Origin of the sequence: Nostoc sp. FACHB-892, from assembly GCF_014698795.1 — a bacterium.
Lineage (GTDB): Bacteria > Cyanobacteriota > Cyanobacteriia > Cyanobacteriales > Nostocaceae > Nostoc.
On the sequence record NZ_JACJTR010000064.1, the window covers coordinates 1 to 25,098 of the forward strand.

A 25,098-nucleotide genomic window follows, 5' to 3' on the forward strand; every position below is an offset into this window, starting at 1 on the left:
TAATTTCATTTTTTTACCGCTTTCTATTTTATATAAATTTTAATTATATTAATGGTAGCTTTTGTTACTCCAATCTACGCAGGTCAAAGTTAGCGATCGCTCCTTGGGAAAACTTTGCGATTTACTGAATTTACAAAAATATCAAAAAACGCTTTGATAAGTCAGAGATTGGTGTAAAGTCTGAGCTACAAAACCTTATACAGTTTGCCAAGTATTACCAGCGTCTGAATTTCTGTGAGCAAGAACCAGAGATTAAATTAAGATATTGCTTCCAGCGATTAAAAAGGCTTGACTTTACAACTTGTCATATATTCCTACTCAATGTTTATCACGAGTATGAAGAGGAACGCTTATCGCTTGATAAGTTTGAAGAAATTTTACGTTATCTAGAGTCTTATTTTGTACGTCGTTTATTTGCTGGAATTTCCACCAAAACTTTAGGATCAGTTTTCAACGCTTTGTACTCTGAAGTCCAGAAAGTAAATCCTAGTGATGTGGTTGATGGATTACAACAAGTCTTGAAGGGTTATGATAAGAGCAAAGTTTGGCCTGATGATGATGCATTGCGTGATGGGATTATTACCAAGGGTGTATACACTACAAGTTTAAGTGATAGAGCGAAGCTTCTTTTAGAGAGTCTAGAGTCATCTCTGACTAAAGAAAAAGTTAAGTCAGAGAGTTTAACTGTTGAACATATCATGCCCCAAACATTAAATAAAGAATGGAAAACAATGTTAGGGGTAAATCATGCTTCTGTTCAGAAAAAATGGCTACATACGTTAGGTAACCTCACATTAACAGGATATAACTCTGAGATGGGTAATAAACCTTTTTCACAAAAGCTAGCATATTTCAATACTAGCAATTTGTCCTTGAATCATTATTTTAGACCAATAAATATTTGGAATGAAGAAGCAATTAAAAAGCGTGCAGAAGACTTAGCTGATATAGCTATTAAAGTCTGGCCTAGATAAAAGAAGTATTTCATTCAAACAATACCAATACTTGCTTAAGTCCTTTATAGACTTGTGATCGCACCTTTGCACTTCGCACACAAACCTAACCCCCCAACCCCCTTACCTACAAGGGAAGTGGGAGAAATCTAGCTCCCCTCTCCGCTTGCCTAGCGGCAGGCTAACGCCAACGGAGAGGGGTTGGGGGAGAGGTCAATTCATGCGATCGCCATAAACTATTAAAATCTAATTACCTGACACTAAAATTTTCACAGGTGAATACCAATGGATTTTTACACATAGGAATTACTAAAATGCTTGAAGGTTACAAAAATTATGTTCTTGACGAAAATCAACAACCTATTGCCGTACAAATTCCTATCGCTGAATTTGAAGAAATTGAAGAAACTTTTGAGAATTACGGTTTAGCAAAACTCATGGAGGAAGTAGAGGAAGAAAAACCACTATCAAAAGATGAAGCCCTAAAATATTATCAATCACTAAAACAAGAAAATGTGGCAAGTTGAAAATATTTATGGACTTCCACACAACAGTTTTGCGAAAGAGTGCGGGTTATTGGGTTGCTTTATGCTTAGAAAATGGACTGGTAGGACAAGGGATAAATCCAGAAGCAGCAATCTAGCAACTTAATGAAGCGATCGCATCTTTTTTGGAAGTCTATAAAATCGAACCTAATATTTACCATGCTTCACTTACTATAGAAGAGTTACATGAGTTTTTGGCAGTGGAAGACACTGAGTGAAATTATTAAGTAGGCTGAAAGCACGTATTCGTCGTTATCCCGTAGCCCCTGCAAGCCAGCTTCAAAGTCTTTATGCCAACTTGGGCAGAGGGGTTTATGCTGAGGGACTAAAAACATTTCTTCCAAAACGGGATGCTCCCTGATAATCAAAGATAAATATTTGTTTTCTTCACAAGTTCCTCAAATTATTTTGCTATAAACATAAATATGGGGCGAAAACCTTTAAGTAAGAAATTTAAAATTCACAAGTCGCTAAACATAGTTGAGGGATTGGTCATTTTTGACAATTCAGCATCTGGAAACCCGAAACCGTAAAGACCAATTACCAATTAAATCGGAGGTCTATATGATGTTTAAAAAAATTCTAGTTGCATTAGATCGTTCACTAATAGGGCAACACGTTTTTGAAGAAGCGTTGGGTTTAGCAAAGTTAACACAAGCTAGCTTAATGCTACTGCATGTCCTATCTCCAGAAGAAGAGGGTAGTCCTTACGTACCTATGCTGTCTAATTTTGACTACTACCCAGGATTTGGTAGTCAAAGCTTTGAACTATACCAAAAACAGTGGGACGAATTTAAAAATAAAGGGATTCAGATGTTGCAATCTTTCTGTACCGAAGCTACTACAGCAGGTGTAACTACTGAATTTACACAAAATATTGGTAATCCTGGTCGGATTATTTGCGACTTAGCCCATAGTTATGGTGCTGATCTAATTGTAATGGGCCGTCGGGGTCGTTCTGGGCTGACGGAACTATTTCTCGGTAGTGTGAGTAACTACGTTCTCCACCATGCTCCTTGTTCAGTGCATATTATGCATCTTCCAGTTACTCTTAAAACAGATGAAGTTGTCCAAGAAACTACAAGCACTTTAAGTGTTAACTAACTACTAACATTGCATAAATCATAGTCAGCCAAACTCTAAATTTGGTTGATTATCGTCTATTTACTCACTTCAATCGATAACCTCTGTAGAGTCAATCTCAATAACCGATCCTTAACTGCACGGTATTGAGGTAAAATTGAGCGTAGACATAGCCCGTCGTAGACATCGCTTTTTTCGTGAGAAAGCAAAAGTCCGCTACCCAAAATTAGAGTTGAGAGCGAAAAGTAGATATATGAAGGAAGATGAGCTGTTACGCATTTAACTTGAATATTTATATGAAGGCTGATGAGCAATGACTGATAAGCGTTAACCGTCAACAGTTAACAGTTAACGACTGTAAAGAGTGTTTATACAATTTAGGCGCGCATCAGCTTACTATCGATATCACTCGTTTTCATGCTCATGTTTACTTCGATTCCGCCAGTCGGGATGTACTGCGCGTGTACGTGAAGGATTGGGTGCTAGGTTTGAGGTGCAACTCGGACGCTGGTTTGACAAGCCTATTGGGCCCTACCCAAAATAGATGTATCAAGTTGCTTTCTTACCGAGTCAATTTGATAAAGTCGTTCCCTGGTTAATGCTTAATCGTGAGGGATTGGATATTCTCGTCCACCCTGAGACAGGCGATGCTGTGGCAGATCACGCAGTTCATTCTCTATGGCTAGGAGAAAAGCTAGATTTGAATATTGACTTTCTTCAACAGGTTAATTCGATTTTATATAATTAAGAGAAGTAGTTTACTTTATTTTAATATTTGATATTAATTAATATACCACGAAAGAAATACTTTAATAGCTAATTTTTTGATAAATCTAAAATAGATATATCATTTATCTTATTCTTTGGAAAAATCTTTACTTATAGAATTTAAGTCACTGGTTGACTTTCATATTTAGTCAATCGGTACTTGCTTGAGTAAAGCTATCCACATATCAGACGGATCTGAATAATAATCAACTTCCTCAACTTGATATTGATAAGATTCACAACCTTCTCGGAAAATAATGCGATCGCAGGGTTTAACACCTTTCCCGATTCCAGTCATATACCCAAGCATTCCTTCATTGAGGCGCTCAAATACGTAATCGCTTCCCAAAACTAGTTGGCTATAATCGTGTATTTTATGCTTCTTTTTTAATTCGTTTGCTGGAAAGCTAACTAGGGCTAACTTACTTAAAAAACTAAAACTTAAGTTCATACTTGTCCTGATCAAAGACATAAGTGAGTTCTCCCCAAGAAGAAATCTATAGCGAAAAGTTCTGGACTCTAGGTGAATTAAAATTCCTTTTAATCACCAATTCAGAATCGAACAGGTGGATAATTTAGTCAGGAATCAACTGCATTGGCAGTTAGTAAAGCCAATACATCACCCATGTCTAATTAAATGCCTATACTTACAAGTAGCAAAAAATAAATTACAAGCACTTTGTTGACAGGGTACTCTAGTAAAATAATTTTAAATTATGAAGGATGATTTAAGAAGTAAGTTTTCTTAATTCTTAATTATTGGTTATTAATGTTTTATTTTTAACAATGATATCTTTTGCTCAACAAACCTTTGAGGTCATTCATAATTTCGCATATATTAGGTAAAAGTTAACTATTGCTCACTTTATACTTGAAGTTTGAGCATCATTACAATGATATTTTTCAGTACAATATCTGAGGCATATAGCAGTTTTTTATTGACTAACCACTTAAATTTACATTACCCAAAACTACACCTTCCACTGTAAAACCACCGAATTTTTAGACAACATTAGGTCAGATATTAGTATTTTTTACTTAACTAAATAGTATTTAATATATAAACATTTTATGTTTTGAGAATGGATTGTATGTATATTTTTTAAGCTCAATACTATCTAGTACAGCACAGCGTAAATAAGCAGACCATTGAAAAGCCTTAAAGAGCTTATTCCATAAAACTTTTGACTTTTGACTTTTTATTTTTGACTTCCGCCTTGCGGTACTAGTCTCTACTTATGCTTTTAGAGCTAAGTCTACCTGCTTAAGCAGTACTTCTAGGGTGGAAGAGTTATCTAAAACGACATCTGCATTAGCCACTTTTTTTTCTATAGATAATTGGCTGTTGATCCTGGCTTGTGCCTGTTCTCTATTTAAATGGTTTCGTTGTATCAATCTTTGTAGTTGTTGCTCTTGAGAACAACGCACTACCCAAATTTCTGTAACCAAATCGGTCATCCCAGCTTCAAATAATAAAGGCACTGCTAACACTAGTGTTTGTGAGGAAGATATAGCAATTGCTTTCAGGAAGCGATCGCGCACATTAGGATGAATCAAATTGTCTATCCAGTTGCGTTCATCTTGACGATTAAAGATAATTTCGCCTAGCTTTTGGCGGTTGAGGCTGCCATCTGGTAGTAAAATTTGTTCGCCGTAACGCCCTGCGATCGCACTAAGAATAGGCGAACCTAAAGATACTGCCTCTCTAGCATAAATATCTGCATCCAAAATCGGCAGATTATAAGCGCTAGCTAAATAATTGGTGACAGTGGTTTTGCCTGTGGCAATACCGCCAGTTAAGCCGATTATACGTTTAGTCATTAGTCATTAGTCATCTGCCATTTGTCATATGTCATTAAGCATTGGGTAATAATTAATAGTTCTTCTCCCCCTGCTCCCTCATCTACCTCATCTAAGAATTTGTTGCCCATGTTATCAATGCTTGGGTTAAACCATCTAAAGTATATTCTTTGGCTTCTACGTCCACACGCCTGAATAAAAAATGACAGGTTTTGGAGGTTTGAGGCCCGATAGAGGCAATACAAACGCCCTCTAAAAATTGACTAGTATCAGGGTTGTTGGAAAATATTTTTTCAGTAAGTTGAGAGAAAAATTGCACAGTTTTAGAACTTGCAAAAGTAATCACATCTATCTTGCGGTTTTGGAGAGCTAACTTTGCCTCAGCTGGAATACCACTAGGACAACAAGATTGATATGCGGCAACTTCTATCACCTTTGCTCCCTTAAGAGTTAATTCCTTAACCAAAACTTCTCTGCCGCCGCTTTCAACTCTGGGAAATAAAACTTTTTTACCATGCAAATTCTCTGGAAAATTTTCCACTAAAGAATCGGCAATAAAGTTGGGGGGAATAAAATCTGGTTGGAGAGAGCGTTGTTTGAGACAATGGGCTGTTTTTTCACCAACTACAGCAATTTTGACACCAGCTAAGGCACGGGTATCTTTTTCTTGGGCGATTAGCCTTTCAAAAAAGTAGTCTATACCATTGGTAGAAGTGAAAATTAACCAGTCGAAGTCAGATAAATGAGCGATCGCATCATCCAAAGCTTCCCAACTGGAGGGCGGGCCGATTTCTAAGGTAGGCATTTCGATGACTGTTGCACCTAATGCGATGAGGCGATCGCTAAATTGGCTTGACTGTCCAACTGAACGTGTCACCAAAATTGTTTTGCCACTGAGGGGAATAGGAGATGACGGGAAGTTACTTAACATAGGTGGGGGTGTAGGAGTACTCTCAGGTTCCGTCTGGGAATGCCTTTCTCCAGGCTCCTGCCTGATAATTTCGTCTAAATATATATTCTCAGGTTGTAAGTACTTCCGTAGCCCAACAACTTCACCAATAACAATTACTGCTGGAGAAATGGATAATTCGGTGGTTTGTTCCAGTATATTGGACAGTTGCGCTGTCCAAATTTGTTGACGAGGAGTTCCTGCCCAACGGATGATGGCAATGGGTGTTAAGTGCGATCGCCCGTATCGCACCAGTTGATCTACAATCTCTGGCAGATGTTGCCCTCCCATCAAAATTACCAATGTCTCTAGCCGTGAGAGTGCCTCCCAGTCTAAAACCTCTGGTTCATGAGCTGTAAATACTGCAAAAGTGCGACTCAACACCGGATCTGTGAGGGGAATTCCTGCTAACAAAGGTGCTGCAAGGGCTGAGGAAATTCCTGGTACAAGTTCAAAATCACAACCAGATGCTTTAAGCACTTCAATTTCGGAAGTACAACGCCCAAAAATCAACGGATCGCCTGATTTTAGCCGTATAACTTGTTTCCCTTGCTGACAATGCTTTACCAGTAACTTATTAATCTCTGCTTGGGTTGTACTAGGTTTCCCACCGCGTTTTCCCACATCCAACTTCAAGCAATCAGGTGGTACGCACTGCAATAATTGAGCATCTACCAAGGCATCGTAGACTAAAACCTGAGCAGCAGCTAAGAGATTGTAAGCTTTTACTGTCAAGTATGCCACATCTCCAGGCCCAGCACCTACGAGGTAGACTTTACCTTTTTCTTGAGTCATTTGTCATTACTTATAGCGGTTTTCATATCATGTCCGCTCAATTAACCATAATAAAAGAACCCCACCCCTAACCCCTCTCCGCAAGCGAGGAGGGGGCTTATGATGTAGGTTATTATTACTTCCCAATGCCCCATGCCCAATTCCCAATCTCCTTTATTCAATTCGTTCGAGTATTAATTTTTTGGATTAGCTGATTAACTTGCTCAACCATCTCCTTGTTTTCCTCAGCTTGAAATAACTCTCTGGCTTTTTTGAGATTAACAATCGCTTCTTCCAACTGTTGTTCTCTTCCCAAAGTGATCCCTAAATTATAGTAAGTGAATGCATCATTAGGTACAAGGCTAATGGCTTTTTTGTAATGTGCGATCGCTTCTTGTGGTTTACCTTGATCATCCATCGCATTTCCCAAACCTGTGTAAGCTTGTGCATGTTTGGGATCAAGGCGAATCGCTTCGGTATAATCTGCGATTGCTTCTGCTAGCTTGCCTTGAGCGTAAAAAGCGCTTGCTAAATTATAGTGAGCGTCTACATACTTGGGTTCAAGGCTGATGGCTTGTTTATACTGGGCGATCGCTTCTTCTAGTTTGCCTTGAGCGTGTAGAGTATTTCCTAGGGCGTTATAACCTGCTGGATTTTTTGGATCGAGGCGAATGGCTGTTGTATATTCGGCGATTGCTTCTGTTGGTTTTCCTTGAGCATATAAGGCGTTACCTAAGTAATAGTGAGCATCTGCATACTTGGGATCAAAGCTAATGGATTTTTTGTATTGGGTAACTGCTTCTTCTAACTCACCTTGATCATACAGAGCATTTCCCAGACGCGTGTAAGTTGGGGCATAATTGGGTTTGAGGCGAATAGTTGCTGTATATTGGGTGACTGCTTCGGTTAGCTTGCCTTGAGCATATAAGGCATTTCCTAAGTTATAGTAAGCGTCTGCATACTTGGGTTCAAGGCTGATGGCTTTTTTATACTGTGCGATCGCAGCTTCTAATTGATTGAGCCTTGCTAGAGTCAAACCCAAATTAAAGTATGCTCTAGAGTCTTTAGGATCAAGGCTAATGGCTTTTTTGTAATGTGCGATCGCTTCTTGTGGTTTACCTTGATCGTCGAGAGTATTTGCTAAGGCAATATAAGCTTGTGCAAAGTTCGGTTCTAGTTCAATTGCTTTCCGAAAAGCCGCTTCTGCTCCTTTGAAATCTCCTTGTTTGTAGAGATTGGTTCCTTGCTCGAAGTTAGCGACTGCGTTTTTATTCCCAGGATCTGCTTGATTTGAGCCTGGAATTTTTGATAAAACAACGCCAGCATCTTTACCAAAGGCAGTATCCCCATTACTTAAACACAAGCAGATAATAGCTGCTACCAATAGATTCTTGTTTTTCAGCATTTTTATTACCTTACCTGCTTGGTTTATATGTAATATCGAGTTATGTAGCTTTGGCGTGGTTCTAGCAGGAATTATAAATGATTAACCTAAGTTGATACAAGTGTACCCTTATATAATCATGTATTTGTACACAATAGATAGAAATTTTTTACGATTAAAAACTTATTTTTTAAGTAATTGGTGACATTTTTGTTTCGACAAGTTTAGCAATGGCTGCAACTAATTTTTCTGGGTTAAGAGGCTTGGATAAATGCATCTGAAACCCAGCTTTTAGTGCTTTATGCTGGTCATTATTTCTAGCAAAAGCCGTCAAGGCAATTGCTGGAATTTGCCCACCTTGTTCTGGTGTCCAAGTTCTCACTCGATGTATTAACATATAACCATCCATCTCAGGCATACTAATATCGCTGACCAATACATCTGGCTTTACCTGTGGTAAGGTTTGTAATGCTTCAAATGCGGAAGATACCGTGAAAACACAAGCTCCATCTTGCTCTAATACAAAAGCCACAAAATCTCGTGAATCAGCATCATCATCGACAACTAGAACCCTGATACCACTAAGGCGTAAAGAGGTGGAAGTTAAGAATGCAGGGTCTTTTTGTTCATTCGTCATTCTTGGGCTTTCATCTGGCAGAAGCGGCAAGCTAACAGTAAATATTGCCCCTTTGCCTTCACCGTGGCTATCTGCTTTGACGATGCCGCCATGTATTTCGATAATATTACGCACAATTGCCAATCCTAGTCCTAATCCACCAAAATTTCTAGTAGAGGTGCTATCTGCTTGGCGAAAGTAATCAAATACGAATGGCAAAAACTCAGCGCTAATTCCCTTACCTGTATCGCTAACTATGATTTGAGCATAACCATCAGCTTGCTTTAGTCGCACTTCTACCTTTCCCCCCTTGGGTGTAAATTTGACAGCGTTAGAAAGGAGATTCCAGACGACTTGTTGCAAACGAGTAGAGTCGCCCATGACTTGTCCCACAAGAGGTTCAAATACTGTACTTACTTCAATTGACTTTGCTTCTGCTGTTAAATGCATTGTCTGTAGTGCAGATAATACCATAGACTCTAGGTTAATCTTCGTAATATTCAGCGTCAGTTTGCCTTGTAAAATTCTAGAGATATCCAGCAAGTCTTCGATGAGTTGAACCTGTAAGTTGGCATTGCGCTCGATTGTGGCTAGTGCTTCAGATGTCTTTGCTTGGTTTAACCTGCCGGCTTGCAACAACTTTGACCAGCCGAGAATTGCGTTTAATGGAGTGCGTAGTTCGTGAGAAAGGACGGCGAGAAATTCATCTTTAATTCGATTGGCTGTTTCTGCTTTAGCTCGTGCAACTTGTTCTAATTCCAGTAGGTGTGCCCGTTCTTCAAGTATTTGTTTTTGTTCGTGGATATCTGTGCATGTTCCAAACCACTTCACTACAATACCTTGCTCATCTTTGAGGGGTAAACCTCGCGCTAGCTGCCAGCGATAGGAGCCATCAGAAGCCCGTTTAAAGCGATATTCATTGTTATATATAGTGCTATTTTTTACAGCATTAGACCATACTTCATTAGCATTTTTGATATCATCTGGATGCAATGCAGCCAACCAACCAGAACCCAAGGACTGCTCTAATGTTAGCCCAGTATATTCGCACCAATTTTGATTAAAAAAATCACACTCACCGTTAGCATTGGTTGTCCATACAAGTTGAGGAATTGCCTCAGCTAGGTAACGGTAGCGTTCTTCACTTTGTCGGAGAATTTCTAAGATACGTTGGCGTTCAAGAATTTCTTGTTGCAATTGCTCGTTAGTTTTGGTAAGTTCATTGGTGCGAACAGCAACCATTTCTTCTAGATGATTCTGGTATTTTCGCAGTTCTTTCTCTACCCGTAAGCGTTCAGCTATTTGTGTTTTAAGTTCTTGATTGGCTTGTTCTAGTTGAGCAGGACTAGGAAGTGCTAGTGCTTGTGGAACTAGAGGCATAAGTTGTAATGCCGTAATTACAGATATTAGGGCAGTTATGGCTTTGACAAACCCTGATACCCAATAGGTTGGATACCAAAGTGTCCAAATCTCTATTAAATGAGTAGTGCCGCAAGCTACAATAAATGCACTAAATAGCAGAAAAATCCAATCAAACGGTAAATCCTGCCGCTTACGGACAAAGTAATATAGTGTAGCTGGAATTGAGTAATAAGCTAGTGCAATAAAGCCGTCAGATAATATATGTAACCAAACTAAATTCGTTTGCCATAGATAGCAGTGTCCATGTGGAATAAATGATCCTGATGTAAAAAAGTTAGTCCACAATTGTGATATTATGTCTGACATAAAAACTTGATATTTTTGAATCTATAAAATCTACTACTAAATTTCTTTTTTTAATTAGCCAAGTTGTTTGCACATCGATATTAAAAGCTAATCGAAACCGGCTGGCTGTTAAACTACACAGGTAACAATACAGAAAAAAACAATTAACCACAGATGAGCATCCTCGTTGCAGCGCTCGGCTGTACTAGCTTATCCAGTAAATATTAAAATCATAATCTCTATATTATTTTAGTCCTAAAATATTACTGATGCAGTGGTCTAGTTATTATACTTGTTAAGAAGACTATAATATATCTTTACAAACAAAAAATAACTGTTCGTATAAAGTTTTTGTAAAAAGACAAGATTTTAAAATCTTCAAAATTTTCTTTTGTAAACCCTAAATCAATTAATTATGGCTATAAAACTTATAGCTCATAAGATTGGAATTTTAATATAAATAAAGTGATAAAACTTGCGAAAACTGGGAACATAGTTACGGCAGATACTGGGAAATTCCAAAACAAAAACCATTCTCACAATCATCAAGAGAATGGAAAAAATTAAGAGAAGTTACGGAAAAATTAATCTCCGCAATTCTGGCTTAACTTAAGATTGACTTAACTTAGCACTCATTTTATCTAACAGTTGAGTGATTTTTTTAGCTTTTTCAGGTTGGCGTTGTTTTTGCAATAAATCTTTAGCTTGTAGCAAGTTAGTTTTGGCTTCTTCTTCTCGCTCTTGTTGCATGAGAATATTTGCAAGACGCAAGTAAGCATCAGGATTTTTTGGGCTGCGACGAATCACTTCTTGGAATAATTCTGTTGCTTCCTCTATTTGCCCTTGCTGGTTTAAAACATCTCCCAAAAACAAGCGCACCACATCATTAGTAGAATTGATGGAAATCACTTTGCGAAAGGCTGCTTCTGCACCTTGGTAATCTTTTGCTTGAGCAAGATTGACTCCCTTTTGAAACAGGTTTGAGGTAATCAAAGTTTTCCAAGCGAAATAACCAAGAATTGACAGACTGAGAACAACTACAAGAGCAGGGATAATAGAACTAGTGGGATTTTCTAGCATTGTTTAAGCCAAAAGGCAGGCAATAGGAAAAATCAGATATTCGATAAAAAATAGTTTCCAGATAAATTGGTAAAATTGGGCGATCGCAGTTTTATCTTGTAAGTCTACTGCCAAACTCCGCAACCACATCCAAACTAGCAGCGCTAAATGAGCAATTACTAGAAATATAGGGTTAACTAAGGCGATGCCTAGCACCCCAACCAGAATCATCCCCAAATAGCAGGCAGTTATCACCCAAAGAGCTAGATTAAACACAGCTTGCGAACCGAGTTTGATAGTGAAAGTAGAGATATTATAAAGGCGATCGCCTTCTATATCTGGTACATCTTTAAATATAGCGATCGCAAAGGTAAATACCAAGATAAATAACGTCAGCACCCACACCACAGGCGGAATTGTTTGGCTTTGTTTCAGCGCCCAACTATAGTGTAAATACAATCCTAAATTAACAATCGTGCCGCGCACCGAAAAAATACACAACGCTGCCCAAAAGGGGAACTGTTTTAAGCGAATGGGCGGTAAAGAATAAGCAGTACCAATAGCTAAACTAATTGCTACCATACCAAATAAGAATGGCCCAGTTAGCCACGCCACAATTAGCGCCAAAGTCCCAGTAAAAGCAACAATTAATTGTCCTGTTTTTCGAGAAAACTCACCTGATGCCAACGGTAAATGAGGCTTATTAATCTTGTCAATATCAACATCTTCTAATTGATTCAGCCCCACAATGTAGACATTGCCACACAGACAAGCAATCCACGCGCCTAAGAGAGGGAATAGGGAATAGGGAGTAGGGAATAAAGAATCAGTATTATTGCTAATGGCAATAGCAATTAAATACAAACTCAACACACTCAGACTTGTACCAATAATTGTGTGAGGACGAGAGAATTTCCAAAAAGCGTATAACCAATGGAAATATGATTGAACGGGTTTGCGTGGCAAAGGGCTGTTTTGAGAACTCTGGCTCATGAGTACCTTAAATTCAGTATTCCGGCTTATTGTTAACCCTGACTTTTCACGGAATTTGGAAAACCTCACTTCTATTCCTCTCTCCTGTTCTTGAGAAGCTGTTAATTCTCCCCATTACCTACAAAAGCTGGAGGGTTAGGTTTCGCGTTAACTTTCCACACTGCATAAATTGTCAGATTGTTAACCATTGTCACAGAATTTGGTCATTAACAAGAGCTTTCGTCGGGGAGGTAGTATTACCATAATGCTACTCAAAAGCCAGCTACACCTACGGATAGAGGATCAGTCTACTTTATGGAAGAGGCTTTATCTCGAAAAAATCTGACAACCAACTATGAAAATACCTCTTCCTGGCTCTCCACTCGCTACTCCCCATAACGGTACAATCTATCAGAAAAGCAAATAAGTTAAATTATGACCGTTGATTTGACATCTAAAGCAACATTTGACTCTGTTACCGTGCTATCCCAGACTGCGGCTGCGTATCGAGGACACAGAGGCACAGTTCCTAGTCCTGAAATACTAGTAGATGCGTTGCTAAAAGCAGAAAAATCTGCCAAGCAGCAACGGTCAACTGATCCTTTTGAGTCTCTTCTAGGTAAATGGCAACTTTGCTTTGCCACTGGCACTAAGAAAGTCAGAGAGCGTGGGGGAATTGTATTAGGCAAGGGTTTATATGTACCCAAATTTATAAAAATCCATGTTTCCTTTAATGCCACTTTAGAACAGGATTCAGATAGGGGCGTAATTTGTAATCAGGTTGAATTGGGCCCAATGTTGTTGAACCTCACGGGGCCAGTGCAATATTTTAGTAAGAAAAATTTATTGGCGTTTGACTTTAACCAGATGCTTATTAGTCTGTTTGGTCGTGTTATTTACAACAGACCAATGCGTTCTGGTAAAGTTCAAACAGAAGATTTCTACGATCAGCCCATAGCTAAACTACCTTTCTTTGCCTTCTTTTTAGTGACGGAAGATTTCATTGCAGCTCGTGGTCGTGGAGGAGGATTGGCATTTTGGATTAGAGAAATTTAAAGACACTGGATTTTACTTTGTGTCAACCATTAAACTGGACGACAACCAGATAAAATTTCGTGCATATTTACTACTTGTCCAATGACTGCGATCGCAGGCGCACCAAATCCAGTTTCTTCTACCTGCTCTACAATTGTCTCTAAAGTACCAATCAATTCTTCTTGTTCTGGACGCGTACCCCAGCGCACTAAAGCAATGGGCGTTTCTATATTCAACCCAGCTGCACTTAACTGTTCTACAATATAAGGCAGATTGTGAATTCCCATATAAATTACAATGGTTTCGGAACCGTGAGCGATCGCATTCCAATCCACTTTCGGTCTATACTTACCCGCGGCCTCGTGACCAGTAACAAATGTCACGGAAGAACTATACAGCCGATGAGTCAATGGAATACCTGCATAAGCTGCTGCTGCAATCCCCGATGTAATGCCGGGCACAACTTCCGTTGATATTCCAGCGTCGACTAACTCTTCCATCTCTTCACCGCCACGGCCAAAAATAAAAGGATCGCCACCCTTTAGCCGCACCACAATTGCATGATCCTGCGCTTTCTCAATCAGCAATTGAGTTGTTTCTTCTTGGAACAGCGAATGTTTCCCCCTCCGCTTACCAGCATTAATTTGCTCGGCTTGGGGATTAATCATTGCCAGAATTGCCGGACTTACCAAAGCATCATAGATAACTACATCTGCACATTCCAACAAACCTTTTGCCTTCAGGGTAATTAGTCCCGGATCTCCTGGCCCCGCACCTACCAAATAAACTTTTCCCAAATACTTGTTCTCCTGTTTTTCTGTGCGGTTCATCTATCTGTTAAATCGCAAATTAGCTCGGCTAATTCTGCACTTGCTCCCAGTGGCTGTGCCAATTGGAAATTCACCGCAGAAAATTGTAATTTTAGCTCCTCTATTGAGGCCGCGATCGCATCGGTTATTCCACCAGTGAATAAAAAGTATGGCAAAATTGCAATTTCTTTATAACCAGCAGCTACCAACTCTGTCACCCGTGATTCTAAACTAGGAGGCCCAGCCCAATAAGCAGTCACTGCTGACAAACTCGCCGCCATTGCTTCCACAGTTTCTTTAGAACCAGGGCGACGACTACCATGTGCTAAGAGAATCCATGCTTCTGCTTTTATAGCAGCTGTTTGCTTTGCCAACAATTTCTCTAAATTAGGGTGAGAGCCTAAATATGGTTGCACCTCAATCATAATATCTTGACCAATAGCCTGTTGTGCTAGTGCTACTTCGGCTGGAATATCTGTCATGACATGCACTCCTGGCAGCAGAAATAGCGGTACAATTTTCAGGCGATTTTGGTTTTGAGATGGTTTGCGTAGGCGTAGCTCACCGCAGGTATCGCGAAAAGCGCTCTTGGCAAATTCTTGAATCTGCTCGTGTAAAGGCTGAGGATTCATTTCCAAAGCAGCTATGCCAACCAAATGTCCGCTATCTAGTGCGTTGTGGGTTTTTGGCAATTTATTACATACCAGCTTTGCTAGTTGCTGCATAGCAATTTCTGGGCGGCGATCGCGACTTCCGTGAGATACTAGCAGATACGCAGATGACATCGGCAAAGCTTGAACTCTCAGTGACTAATTCTCATATCTTACTTAATATTAAGCTAGTGGTAATAAGTACTCTGGTAATTATTGAAACTATTATCAATTACTAAAGGAACTCCAAAAAATAAATTATTCTGTTTAAGGTCGTTGACTATTAACTGTGAACGGTCAATGGTCAACATTTAACAGTCGCAATGGAATATTTTTTTAGTTGGAAGTCCCTAAGTACAAGTAGTTATAATCACTTTTATCGTAAACTCCAAAAATTAAATTACTCAATTTCTACATCCAACACAACTATCAGCTTCTGCTTCTCCTGTCCCCTGCCCTCTGCTGCCTGCCTTATTGTTCTTCGGCAGTGTAAGTATAAAATTGATCAAAAGCTCCCACGGTTTCAAATTTGTAAGAAGGTATCCAAGAGCTTATTTTTAAATCTGTACGGTAAATGCTAAAAATAATATAATTTTGTCTTTCTGTAGTCCTAGCAATAATTTCTTGGATTTGCGGGTTAGCGGAGTCAACCAACTTCTCGCAATTAAAACGGATTAAATTTTCTATAAAATTAGTAGTTTTTTTGCATACATCGGTTTTTAAGTATTCTGTAAGCCGTTGCACTGCATATTCTTCATACTCAACCTGACTGGGATTAGTCTTCGCCATTGTCACACCCAAGGCGGTCAGTCCTACTGCTGCTCCAGTATATGCAATGATCGTTAAGGGTTTCATGTTTGCCAAGTAATATACATTGTAATTGTTAGATTCCACAGACTCTAAATCAACTAAGTCCGTTCCTTAAAGAAAAACTCTTGATCGCTTGCCAAATTATTGCTATAATTCAAATTGTTGAATGGCGAGCGTAGCCAAGTGGTTAAGGCAGTGGTTTGTGGTACCACCATTCGTGGGTTCGAGTCCCATCGTTCGCCCTATAGAATTTAATAGTGATGTACAAATTGCTATAGAAGATAGGTTGTAGTGTTGACGATTCATAACCATCACTTTAGCAAGGATTTGCCATCTACGAGTTCATGGATTTGAAAGGGTCGAAAATCCACTATGATTTATCAGATTAGCTTATAATTTAGCTTGATGTATATAAGCAAATTTACTTGTTCGCTGAAAATTAAGTGTGCAATGTCCACTTCTGTACTAAATTAGCGCTTACCTAAGATTACATCTTGTAGGAAGAATTAATATAGAGCCATACTCATACGGGAAAGCAAGCTACTCAAAGCGTCTCGTAGAGATAAGCTGATACGCGCCTAAATTGTATAAACACTCTTTACGGTCTTAACTGTTAACGGTTAACGGTTATCAGTCATCAGCCTTCATGTAAATGTTCAAGTTAAATGCGTAACAGCTTAGAGAAGCGCCTTCCTCCAGGGTATTGCCCCTACCTAAAAGTCAGGGTTTCGGCTTTCTCGTTTACAACCAGAGGCTTTGGCTGGTTGAGAGGAATTTTGATTAATTTAATTGGTGCCGCAGACTTAGCAAGGACTATGAGATTTTACCTGAGACAACAGAGGCTTTTATTTATGTTGCAATGATTCGTTTAATGTTAAAACAGCTTGCGTAATAAAAATTACCTCCTCAAAACTTTTCAGACATCCTCCAAAACTGCTCAAAACAGGAGATTAAGATGCGGCGCAAGTTATCATAATCTGCGGCAACGTTATTAAAAGCTTCTTGAATGTTCATGAGCAATCTCAACAAATGTCGAGCATCACACTCTTCTGAAAGCCTTTTGGATCAGAATTAAAAGCATTCCAATTCCTACAAACACCAGCGCCAAAATGTGACTTACTGGAGAAGCAAAAGCAAGCAGAACGATATCTAACAGCAACGCGATCGCCGGAACTATATAGGGAATCCGAAACCCGTTAGTTTCAGGTTCTCGGCGTTTTATGAGTAGCAGCGAGAGGTTGACAAGACAAAACATTGCCAGAATCAAGGTGGCGGTGGTTCCTGCTAAAAATTGCAGCGTTCCAGAAAGCGCCAGAAAAATGGCAATTGGTAAAATGACCAGCAGCGTTCGATAAGGCGTGGCTCTGCGTTGATGTAATTTCCCTAACCAAGCTGGTAGCAGTCCTTCACGCGACATCCCAAACAACAGCCGCGATGCCGTGACAAAATTTAGCAGCGCCGTATTAAGTACGGCAAATAGAGCAATAATTGTAAAAACGACCTGGGGAAAATTAGGCTGCGCTCGACGAACTACATCGAGTAACGGAGCACTTGAAGCAGCAAGCTCGGAGGGATTGAGTACCCCAATAGCAAGCCAGGAGACGAGTATATATACCGCGCCCGCGATCGCCAAGGCAAGTAAGATCGCTCTTGGCACGTTACGTTCGGGATTTTTAACTTCCTCCGCTACATTGACAATATCTTCAAATCCAATAAAGGCATAGAAAGCCAGTGCCGCTCCCTGAACCATTGCGCTCCAACCTGTGACTTGCTCGTTAGGGACAGCAGCAGCATTAGCTGCGCCACCACCGCTCAAAAACAAAGTTGAAACCAAAATTACAATCAAAAGACCGGAAACCTCAACAAATGTGCAAAAAATATTCAGAGCCGACGACTCCTTCATGCCTCTAAAATTGACAAATGCCAGCACCGAAAAAAGCGCCAGGATAATTAGCCAAGCTGGAATCGCTGGTGCAAAAGCGTTGAGATAACCAGCAAATGCTTTCGAGAGCGTCGCCATTGAAACCAAGCACGTACAAAACATTAACCAGCCGACCAATATTGAGAGCCAGTCAGTGCGAAATGCCCTGTGGACAAAGCAGGCAACTCCACCGCTTTGTGGAAATCGGCTACCCAGTTCGGCGTAACTTAAAGCCGTGAATGCCGCCACAATCATAGCGGTCAAGAACGAAGCCCAAACCAAAGTGCCGGAAAGTCCGGCAATTTTTCCGACTACCGCATAAATTCCCGCACCCAGAATGTCACCCACTCCGTAAATCACCAGAGTTGGTAATCCAAACACTCGCTTGAGTGAATCTGCTTCTACTACATTTGTTTCCATACAACGCCTAAGAGCTTTCTTTTTTTACTCAACTGCTAACTTTTTAAACATCTTTATTCTGGTAATGAAATCAGATATTGCAAGTTTTATTGTAGATTCTGGCAATAATTCTTTAATTTGCTGCTGGGTGTGGGTCTGCTAGTGACGATTCCAATCAGTGCTTGCGCGATCGCTGCCGCCTATGCAGACATCGTGGGTTTACCACCTAGCAGTTCTGATTTTTTTAGAAGCGGGGTTAGTACCTGAGTGCCTTTGCTGGGCAAATCTGCTTAAAGAAAGTGGATGGTTTTTGACCAATCGCCTTCTTCATCTTTTCTCAAGAGAGAACCCTGTAGATGCTTGTGGAAGGTTTTTCCTTGGCATGACGATCAGTTCCACGCTGATTGACCCCTGTAGCGTTGGCTCCATGTGGTTGCGATCGCCTAACCCACTCGATGGTAGGTTTCAATTTTCTCTTACTGCCAACTCAATGCCAACAACATTAGAACAAGCTATGAACGTTAACTCACGTGTTGGGTCATTCGTTTTCTGTACAGTCACATTCAGGAGCTTGAACGCCGACAGGAGCCGCCGCAATTAGCTGCACAGTATTGGAGGTAGATAAATTTATTCAATTAGACTGAAGGCTTATTTTGCTCTCTACAGGTAAGCTATATCAGCAAACTATAGGACGGCATGAGGATGAATCAAACGAGAAATCGAGAAAGTAAGTTAAATTCACGACAGGGCCTTGCTGGAATCAGGATCTTGCTGGTAGAGGATGAGCCAGACATTGCAGACCTGCTCATCTTCATTCTGGAAACAGCAGGTGCAGAGGTAATGGCTTTCACCAACGCAGAAACAGCCTTCGCTATCCTTGAATCTTTTCATCCCGATATTCTGGTATCCAATGTCAAGTTGCCTGATTATAATGGAGATTGGTTGATTGAGAAAATTCGAGGACATTCCAGCCCATACTTCCGGCAGTTGCCAGCAATCGCTATTACTTCTTACACACGGGAATTTTCCGAAAGTAAGGCTTTAAATGCAGGCTTTGATCGATTTCTAGTCAAGCTTGAAAATCTAGAGTCAATAGAGGGTGTGATAGTTGAGTTACTATCCAGCCGTGATTATATGGACTAAAGTCAGCAACAAGCGTGCGAAAGTTGTGAACCTGTGGTTTACCGCTATCTAATTGCTCTTAAGTTCTAAGGCTATGAGTTGAACTTAATTAGCTTATCAGTTTGGTTTCATTTCTCTTGCTAGTTTATAACAATAATATTAGGTTAACTTTATACACAACCGTAAAGGAGTGGTACAATAAAAGCGACTATTTAATCTTACATAAAGTTTAGATTGCCGCAGCAGTAGAGTTACTAAATATACCACAAAATTTTAATACGCAAAATAAAAAGTTAAAAATAACACTTAAACCAATCATGTTTAACTGAGAACAATGCAATGAGAGGATATTAGTGGAAAATGCTTTAAATAAATCATTAGCATTTAAAAATAACTCAAATAGTTTCTAAGTAGTTCCGAAACTGTATGTCGCAATAATGTCAACTTGAATAATTCTTATTTGATGTGTCTAACGTTCTATGGTCAAGCGATCGCTCCAAGCATCACTCGCCGGGATTGAACAAGCCAAAAAAGCGTTCGCTCATAAGGGGTGGACACAAGACAATTTAGCTTTTGAAGTCAACTTAAAAACTCGCCAACCAATTTGGCGGTTTTTTACTGGGCGTTCGGTTGACCGTCATATCTTTATAGAAATTTGCTCTGTGTTGTCGTTGAATTGGCGGGAAATTGCGGCTAATCCTCCAGAAGAATCAAGCGAATCAAAAGAACTTGGTGCTGCTGAATTTTTAGATATTGATGCTCTAGTACAACAAGTGCGATCGCAACGCTTTGACAAAATTCAAGATCAGTGCGGCACTTTGCAGTTATTAGATGTTAGTCGCCCCGTTAGAATCGACGACATTTATATAGATGTCAACATTTTGGAGGAGATTGCAAGCTCTCAGTGGTTAGAGTTTGCTGACTTGCAAAAGTTTACATCAAAAGAATTTGATCGCTTTGGTTTAGGTGAAGTATCCCAAACACAAATGGCGGGGATCACGGCAGTTCAAACTTACTCAAAGCTACGGGTGTTGGGTAAACCGGGAGCAGGTAAAACCACTTTTTTACAACATCTGGCGATTCAATGCAACCGAGGTAGATTTGCTGCAAATCGGGTTGCCATTTTTGTCACCTTAAGAGATTTTGCCGACGAATCTAGAGAAGTAGGAGAGTTCAACTTACTCAACTATATTTGCAAAGAATTCCTTACCTGTGAGATTGCAGATCCATCTGTGCTGGAAACTTTGTTGTTATCAGGCAGAGTGCTGCTGTTGCTAGATGGATTAGATGAAGTGCTTCATCAAGAAAAAAAGGGTGTCGCCAATGAGATTCGCAGATTCTCTGAAAAGTATCAAAAGAATATATTTGTCGTCACCTGTCGTACGGCGGCTAAAGCTTTCAACCTTAGACGCTTTACAGATGTAGAAATTGCCCCATTTAGTCAAGACCAAATTGTTGCTTTTGCTCAGAAGTGGTTTACAGCACTTACAAAAACGAACATCCAGAATAAACAAGAACAGGCAATTGAGTTTATTAAGAAACTAGATTTACCCGAAAACTTACAATTTCGTAGACTTGCCGTTTCCCCCTTGTTTTTACATCTCGCCTGCTGGGTTTTTCATCACCAGAACAAATTCCCAAACCAAAAAATTGCGTTTTATAAGCAATGTTTAGACCTCCTGCTGGGCAAATGGGATGAAACTAAAGCAATTGAACGGGATGAAGTGTACGAAGGTTTCTTATTATCAGAAAATCTGAAGTTGCTGAGTCAGGTTGCTAGCGCGACATTTGACCAGGGTAATTACTTTTTTGAACAACGCATTGTTGAACAATACATTAGCGATTATATCTGTGATTTACCTAATGCTTCGACGGAACCAGAGGAATTGCAATTAGATAGTGAAGAGGTACTTCAGGCGATAGAGTTACAACATGGATTACTAGCAGAACGAGTGCGGGGAATTTTCTCCTTCTCTTATTTGACGTTTCAAGAATACCTGACTGCTCGAAAAATCGTTGCTACTTATAATTTACAAGCATTAGAACAACCGTTAGAACGTCTGGTGAGTCATATTACTGAACCTAGGTGGCGCGAAATCTTTTTGTTAACGGTTGCCATGCTGCGGAGTGCGGATTTTTTAGTACTGTTGATGAAGCAAGAAGTTGATGCGCTAGTGGCTGAAGATACATATCTGCAAAAATTTTTAACTTGGGCAAGTCAAAAGTCCCTTGCCGCTCCCCCCCAGCCTGCTACAATTTGCGCGTTTTACCTTGCTCTGGCTCGAACTCCTCATCTGATCTGGCACTTTGCTCTTGTCTGCATCCTTGAACAGGGTATTTTTTTGGATGCGGCATTAGATAACCTAGTAATGGAATGCACTATTGACTGCAAATCTAATTTTGCCGATGCCCATGCCTGCGATGATGCTTTGAGTTATACTTTAGTGATCGTTGAAGATGCTGGCTTACATCAAGCTTTACAACAACTTAAAGACCTATTGCCTGATCCAGAACAAGGTAGAGAAAGGTTTCAGACATGGTGGCACAGAAGTTATCCTGCCTGGATAGAACTGTTAAAAGCCACGATCGCCAAGCATCGAAACATTGAGCTTGAGCATCACTGGCACTTCAGCCCACAGCAACAGCAAGTATTGCAACAATATTACGATGCCAATCAGTTGCTTCTCGATTGCCTTAATAGCAACTGTGAGGTAACAGGCGTTGTGCGGCAGGAGATTGAAGCTAGTTTGTTGTTGCCGAGAAAAAAACTCTCCAAGCAGGAATGGCAGGGGGCAGGAGGCTCTTAGCTGGGAGCAGAGGAGAAGTTGTAGTAAGTCTTTCCCCTTGCCCCCTTTGCTGCTCTGCCTCTTGTACCAAATGCTCAATGTCCTTTCATTTCACTGCAATGACTTTAGCTACAGAGATTTCTGGTGGTTCAGTGGGAATTTGTCCAGGTGTAAACGAGCCTTTCAACCACAGCAGCACTGCGGGAGCGACACCCAGTAATAAGCCTAACAACACGGGTACAAAGAATCCAGCTGTTAAGCTCATGACTGTAGCAAAACCAAAGTTACTTAAATAAACTGCAAAAGGTATATTAAGTTGCGATCGCTCCCAGTTAATTGGATTATTTCTCCACAACAGTGCAGTCATAGTCATAAATACTGAGCTAGTACCCAGCCACCCCGCAAAGTTTTGGTAAGGCATTCCAAAGAAGGGGCCTGGTTGTTGCCAATACCAAAAGGGTAGAGAAGTTTGACTCATTGCAGGATCGAGAACAAAATCCCAGGAGGTTAATAATAAAGCACCCAAAGCGATCGCACTTATATGACGCCACAAGTTGGGTTTTTTGTCCACTTCTAAACCTGTACGTGCTAGCAGATAAGAAACAAATCCCAAATAAAACCACGACAAGGGAATTGTAAATGGGACTAAACCCGCAATCTTATAACCTAAACCGTTTAGGTAACTATAATGGCCAAATGGAAAACCAGTACTGGTTCCTAGTAATTCACTTCCTAGAGAAATAAATACTGATGGCAACAGAAATGCTAAGGCGCGACCTAAACCCAAAATCCGCGTGGCATACAAGAAAACACCTGCCGCACCTAAAATCATATAAACTACCCCGCCTCCTGCCATACTCCATTGGATGGCAGTTTGTCCAACCTTGGATAAGTTGAAAATTACTTGGGCATTAGGTACAACCAGTAGTATCCCTACCAATCCAAATACCGTTGACACGAGATGACCAATAAGGCTTACGCGTTCAGCAATAACAAGTTGTCTCATGATAATTCCTTAACAAGATATGACACGCGGCTACTCAGCTGCTAAAAGTTCCAAATTAAGAACATATTTAGAAAGTCATTGAATACAATCGAGCCTCAGTTGAGATTCGCAGGAGGCATTACCACTTTTTTGGCTAACCCCAGTGTCTTCAGTGTTTGAATTGCCCACCACGTCACATCTACCTGCCACCATTGCCAGCCAGCCTTTGCCACGTTGGGGTAAGCATGGTGATTGTTGTGCCAGCCTTCCCCAAACGTTAGGAGTGCTGCCCACCAGAGATTACGAGATCCATCTTCGGTTTCAAATGTTCGATTCCCAATCAAATGCGTCGCTGAGTTAATTAACCAAGTCGTGTGCCAGAGTAAAACTATTCTGACAAATATCCCATAAACTACAAACGACCAGCCACCTAGTACATACAGTAGAACTCCTAACGGCAGTTGCAGCAGTAAGAAATAGCGATCGAGCCAGGAGTAAAACGAATCGCGTGCCAAGTCGGGAGCATATTTACGATAGGTCTCGGTAGCAAAAAATTCAGCGCGGGGGTAGAGAATCCAAAGAATATGGCTCCACCAGAAACCACGACGGGCAGAGTAGGGATCTTTGTCTATATCTTCGGTAAAAGCATGGTGCAAACGATGTCCTGCTACCCAGAAGATAGGGCCGCCTTGCATGGCTAATGCGCCTAAAAACGTAAAGGCATACTCCAACGCTTTCGGGACTTGAAAACTGCGGTGTGTGAGTAAGCGATGATAGCCTAAGCAAATACCAATACTGCCGAACAACCAATAAAGTGCGATCGCCACACCTAGTGCTGACCAAGAAAAATACCAGGGAGCAAGCAGGGCTAGAGCATGAATGGTACTAAAAAAAGCTACATTTCTCCTATTCAATACGAGTGTTTTTCTATCTATTGAGGTAGAGCTAAATGATTCAACTGTCACAAATCTTCCTTAAAAATGCTTGCGTGTTTGTATTTAAATCAACCCTGTACTAAGTCAGCTAGTGGATGAGAAGAATACTAGGTTGTAGCCTTGTCAAAAGCCTGTCGTCCGCAAATCTGCCTCGGTGAGGAGGATCATGGTTTCTGCACCAACTCTGCCAAAGTCAGGCTCTCGCCCTAATGCCATCTCAATAAGATACGTCCATGTGCCAGATTCAGGTGTGTAGCTGCGTACAATCCCTTCTCCACCAACAAAGCTCACCCATTGGGTATTGCCAAACTTTGGCATTTTCATGAAGGTTGCAGTCATGCGTAAAACTCCTCAATTCATAGTTGATACTTTCTGTTTTAGTAGAATAAATCAAACATGTTTTGTATCTTTTTAAGTAAAGATGTCAAACATCATCTATAACTTGAGAATGTTTTAGGTGGAGACTATACAACTTATATGTAATTCAAACGTTTATTCAAACATTTGATCTGGCAATCCTAAATTATTCCGTGAAAAATTAAATCCCCGACTTCTTTGAGAAGTTGGGGATCTGGACACCCCACATTTTTTACTTTTTCATAATTAAAATTTGGTTGCTCTGTACCTCAATTAGGAATTACGAATTAGGAATTACGAATTATTTGTGACTCGTCCACTCAAATTTGCAATCATCAATACCAATTGAGTAAGCTGAATCGGTTTAGCTAGATGCATTTGGAAACCAGCATCAATTGCCTTTTGCCGCTCTTGTTCGGTGGCATAAGCAGTGATTGCTGCTGCTGGAATTTGTCCCCCAGCTTCAGCTTCAAGCGCTCTCACCTGACGAATCAGGGAAATACCATCCTCATCTGGCATCCCAATATCTGCTAGAAGCACATCATATTTGCTAGGAGATTCAGTTAAAGCAGCGATCGCTTCCCTTGCCGATGTCACGATTACTACTTCAGCTCCGAAGTCTTCTAACATCCACCTGATTAAGTCGCGGCTATCCACTTGATCATCTACAGCCAAGATG

22 protein-coding genes, 1 tRNA gene and 1 pseudogene are annotated in these 25,098 nt (G+C 40.3%); 9 read left to right on the forward strand and 15 right to left on the reverse strand.

What is annotated here, in order from left to right; translation table 11 throughout:
• Window positions 1-458: 458 nt before the first annotated feature.
• From H6G96_RS36400 to H6G96_RS36420, 4 genes and pseudogenes are all read left to right on the forward strand, one after another.
• Window positions 459-974: an HNH endonuclease family protein gene (locus H6G96_RS36400; RefSeq protein ID WP_190918844.1), complete on the forward strand. Its 516-nt coding sequence runs from the start codon at window positions 459-461 to the stop codon at window positions 972-974.
• Between the two features lie 254 nt (window positions 975-1,228).
• Window positions 1,229-1,480 carry a hypothetical protein gene (locus tag H6G96_RS36405; protein ID WP_347242323.1) on the forward strand — a complete coding sequence of 84 codons (252 nt, stop codon included), beginning with the start codon at window positions 1,229-1,231 and terminating at the stop codon, window positions 1,478-1,480.
• 585 nt (window positions 1,481-2,065) lie between these two features.
• Window positions 2,066-2,602 carry a universal stress protein gene (locus H6G96_RS36415; protein WP_190918885.1) on the forward strand — a complete coding sequence of 179 codons (537 nt, stop codon included), beginning with the start codon at window positions 2,066-2,068 and terminating at the stop codon, window positions 2,600-2,602.
• Between the two features lie 377 nt (window positions 2,603-2,979).
• Window positions 2,980-3,329 (forward strand): annotated as a pseudogene (locus H6G96_RS36420) (DOPA 4,5-dioxygenase family protein).
• Window positions 3,330-3,494: 165 nt separating this feature from the next.
• Here the strand turns inward: H6G96_RS36420 and H6G96_RS36425 are convergent.
• The 7 genes from H6G96_RS36425 to H6G96_RS36455 all read right to left on the reverse strand — a co-directional run bounded on the left by H6G96_RS36425 (window position 3,495) and on the right by H6G96_RS36455 (window position 12,631).
• The gene (locus tag H6G96_RS36425; protein ID WP_242063569.1) at window positions 3,495-3,800 is read right to left on the reverse strand and encodes a hypothetical protein; all 306 of its coding nucleotides are present in this window, start codon (window positions 3,798-3,800) and stop codon (window positions 3,495-3,497) included.
• A gap of 785 nt (window positions 3,801-4,585) precedes the next feature.
• On the reverse strand, window positions 4,586-5,170 hold the full coding sequence (coaE, locus tag H6G96_RS36430) for a dephospho-CoA kinase (protein ID WP_190918848.1): 585 nt from the start codon (window positions 5,168-5,170) through the stop codon (window positions 4,586-4,588).
• 91 nt (window positions 5,171-5,261) lie between these two features.
• Window positions 5,262-6,893: a uroporphyrinogen-III C-methyltransferase gene (gene cobA, locus H6G96_RS36435; protein WP_190918849.1), complete on the reverse strand. Its 1,632-nt coding sequence runs from the start codon at window positions 6,891-6,893 to the stop codon at window positions 5,262-5,264.
• A 157-nt stretch (window positions 6,894-7,050) separates the two neighbouring features.
• A complete protein-coding gene (locus tag H6G96_RS36440) occupies window positions 7,051-8,277 on the reverse strand; it encodes a tetratricopeptide repeat protein (protein ID WP_190918851.1) in 1,227 nt (408 codons plus the stop codon).
• Window positions 8,278-8,446: 169 nt separating this feature from the next.
• The gene (locus H6G96_RS36445; protein WP_199339844.1) at window positions 8,447-10,600 is read right to left on the reverse strand and encodes a hybrid sensor histidine kinase/response regulator; all 2,154 of its coding nucleotides are present in this window, start codon (window positions 10,598-10,600) and stop codon (window positions 8,447-8,449) included.
• Window positions 10,601-11,188: 588 nt separating this feature from the next.
• Window positions 11,189-11,659, reverse strand: coding sequence for a tetratricopeptide repeat protein (locus H6G96_RS36450; protein ID WP_190918853.1), 471 nt, complete (start codon window positions 11,657-11,659; stop codon window positions 11,189-11,191).
• A 3-nt stretch (window positions 11,660-11,662) separates the two neighbouring features.
• Window positions 11,663-12,631: a homogentisate phytyltransferase gene (locus tag H6G96_RS36455; RefSeq protein WP_190918855.1), complete on the reverse strand. Its 969-nt coding sequence runs from the start codon at window positions 12,629-12,631 to the stop codon at window positions 11,663-11,665.
• A gap of 414 nt (window positions 12,632-13,045) precedes the next feature.
• Here H6G96_RS36455 and H6G96_RS36460 point away from each other — a divergent pair, with 414 nt between their 5' ends.
• Entirely contained in the window at window positions 13,046-13,666 is a 621-nt protein-coding gene (locus H6G96_RS36460) for a hypothetical protein (RefSeq protein WP_190918856.1), read from the forward strand.
• 29 nt (window positions 13,667-13,695) lie between these two features.
• Here the strand turns inward: H6G96_RS36460 and cobA (H6G96_RS36465) are convergent, their stop codons facing one another.
• The 3 genes from cobA (H6G96_RS36465) to H6G96_RS36475 form a co-directional block, all read right to left on the reverse strand.
• Window positions 13,696-14,475, reverse strand: a complete 780-nt coding sequence (gene cobA / locus H6G96_RS36465; protein ID WP_190918857.1) for a uroporphyrinogen-III C-methyltransferase — start codon at window positions 14,473-14,475, stop codon at window positions 13,696-13,698.
• Entirely contained in the window at window positions 14,472-15,239 is a 768-nt protein-coding gene (locus H6G96_RS36470) for a sirohydrochlorin chelatase (RefSeq protein ID WP_190918859.1), read from the reverse strand. The genes cobA (H6G96_RS36465) and H6G96_RS36470 overlap by 4 nt, the downstream gene beginning before the upstream one ends.
• Window positions 15,240-15,575: 336 nt before the next feature.
• Entirely contained in the window at window positions 15,576-15,959 is a 384-nt protein-coding gene (locus H6G96_RS36475; RefSeq protein ID WP_190918861.1) for a DUF4359 domain-containing protein, read from the reverse strand.
• Window positions 15,960-16,083: 124 nt separating this feature from the next.
• Between H6G96_RS36475 and H6G96_RS36480 the strand changes: the two genes are divergently transcribed.
• A tRNA-His gene (locus tag H6G96_RS36480) sits at window positions 16,084-16,156 on the forward strand.
• Window positions 16,157-16,953: 797 nt separating this feature from the next.
• On the opposite strand, the gene H6G96_RS36485 is transcribed toward H6G96_RS36480, so the two are convergent.
• Window positions 16,954-18,255: an APC family permease gene (locus H6G96_RS36485; protein ID WP_190918863.1), complete on the reverse strand. Its 1,302-nt coding sequence runs from the start codon at window positions 18,253-18,255 to the stop codon at window positions 16,954-16,956.
• A gap of 181 nt (window positions 18,256-18,436) precedes the next feature.
• Between H6G96_RS36485 and H6G96_RS36490 the strand changes: the two genes are divergently transcribed.
• The 3 genes from H6G96_RS36490 to H6G96_RS36500 all read left to right on the forward strand — a co-directional run bounded on the left by H6G96_RS36490 (window position 18,437) and on the right by H6G96_RS36500 (window position 22,163).
• Window positions 18,437-18,835 carry a hypothetical protein gene (locus tag H6G96_RS36490; RefSeq protein WP_190918865.1) on the forward strand — a complete coding sequence of 133 codons (399 nt, stop codon included), beginning with the start codon at window positions 18,437-18,439 and terminating at the stop codon, window positions 18,833-18,835.
• Between the two features lie 101 nt (window positions 18,836-18,936).
• Window positions 18,937-19,377: a response regulator gene (locus tag H6G96_RS36495; RefSeq protein WP_242063570.1), complete on the forward strand. Its 441-nt coding sequence runs from the start codon at window positions 18,937-18,939 to the stop codon at window positions 19,375-19,377.
• A gap of 458 nt (window positions 19,378-19,835) precedes the next feature.
• A complete protein-coding gene (locus H6G96_RS36500; protein ID WP_190918869.1) occupies window positions 19,836-22,163 on the forward strand; it encodes an NACHT domain-containing NTPase in 2,328 nt (775 codons plus the stop codon).
• Window positions 22,164-22,248: 85 nt separating this feature from the next.
• On the opposite strand, the gene cruF is transcribed toward H6G96_RS36500, so the two are convergent.
• The 4 genes from cruF to H6G96_RS36520 form a co-directional block, all read right to left on the reverse strand.
• The gene (gene cruF, locus H6G96_RS36505; protein WP_190918871.1) at window positions 22,249-23,148 is read right to left on the reverse strand and encodes a gamma-carotene 1'-hydroxylase CruF; all 900 of its coding nucleotides are present in this window, start codon (window positions 23,146-23,148) and stop codon (window positions 22,249-22,251) included.
• 95 nt (window positions 23,149-23,243) lie between these two features.
• Window positions 23,244-24,062: a fatty acid desaturase gene (locus H6G96_RS36510; RefSeq protein WP_347242324.1), complete on the reverse strand. Its 819-nt coding sequence runs from the start codon at window positions 24,060-24,062 to the stop codon at window positions 23,244-23,246.
• A gap of 123 nt (window positions 24,063-24,185) precedes the next feature.
• Window positions 24,186-24,401 (reverse strand): hypothetical protein, encoded by a 216-nt coding sequence (locus H6G96_RS36515; RefSeq protein ID WP_190918876.1) that lies wholly within the window; start codon window positions 24,399-24,401, stop codon window positions 24,186-24,188.
• Between the two features lie 312 nt (window positions 24,402-24,713).
• On the reverse strand, window positions 24,714-25,098 hold a 385-nt coding region (locus H6G96_RS36520), incomplete at its 5' end, for a response regulator (protein ID WP_190918879.1).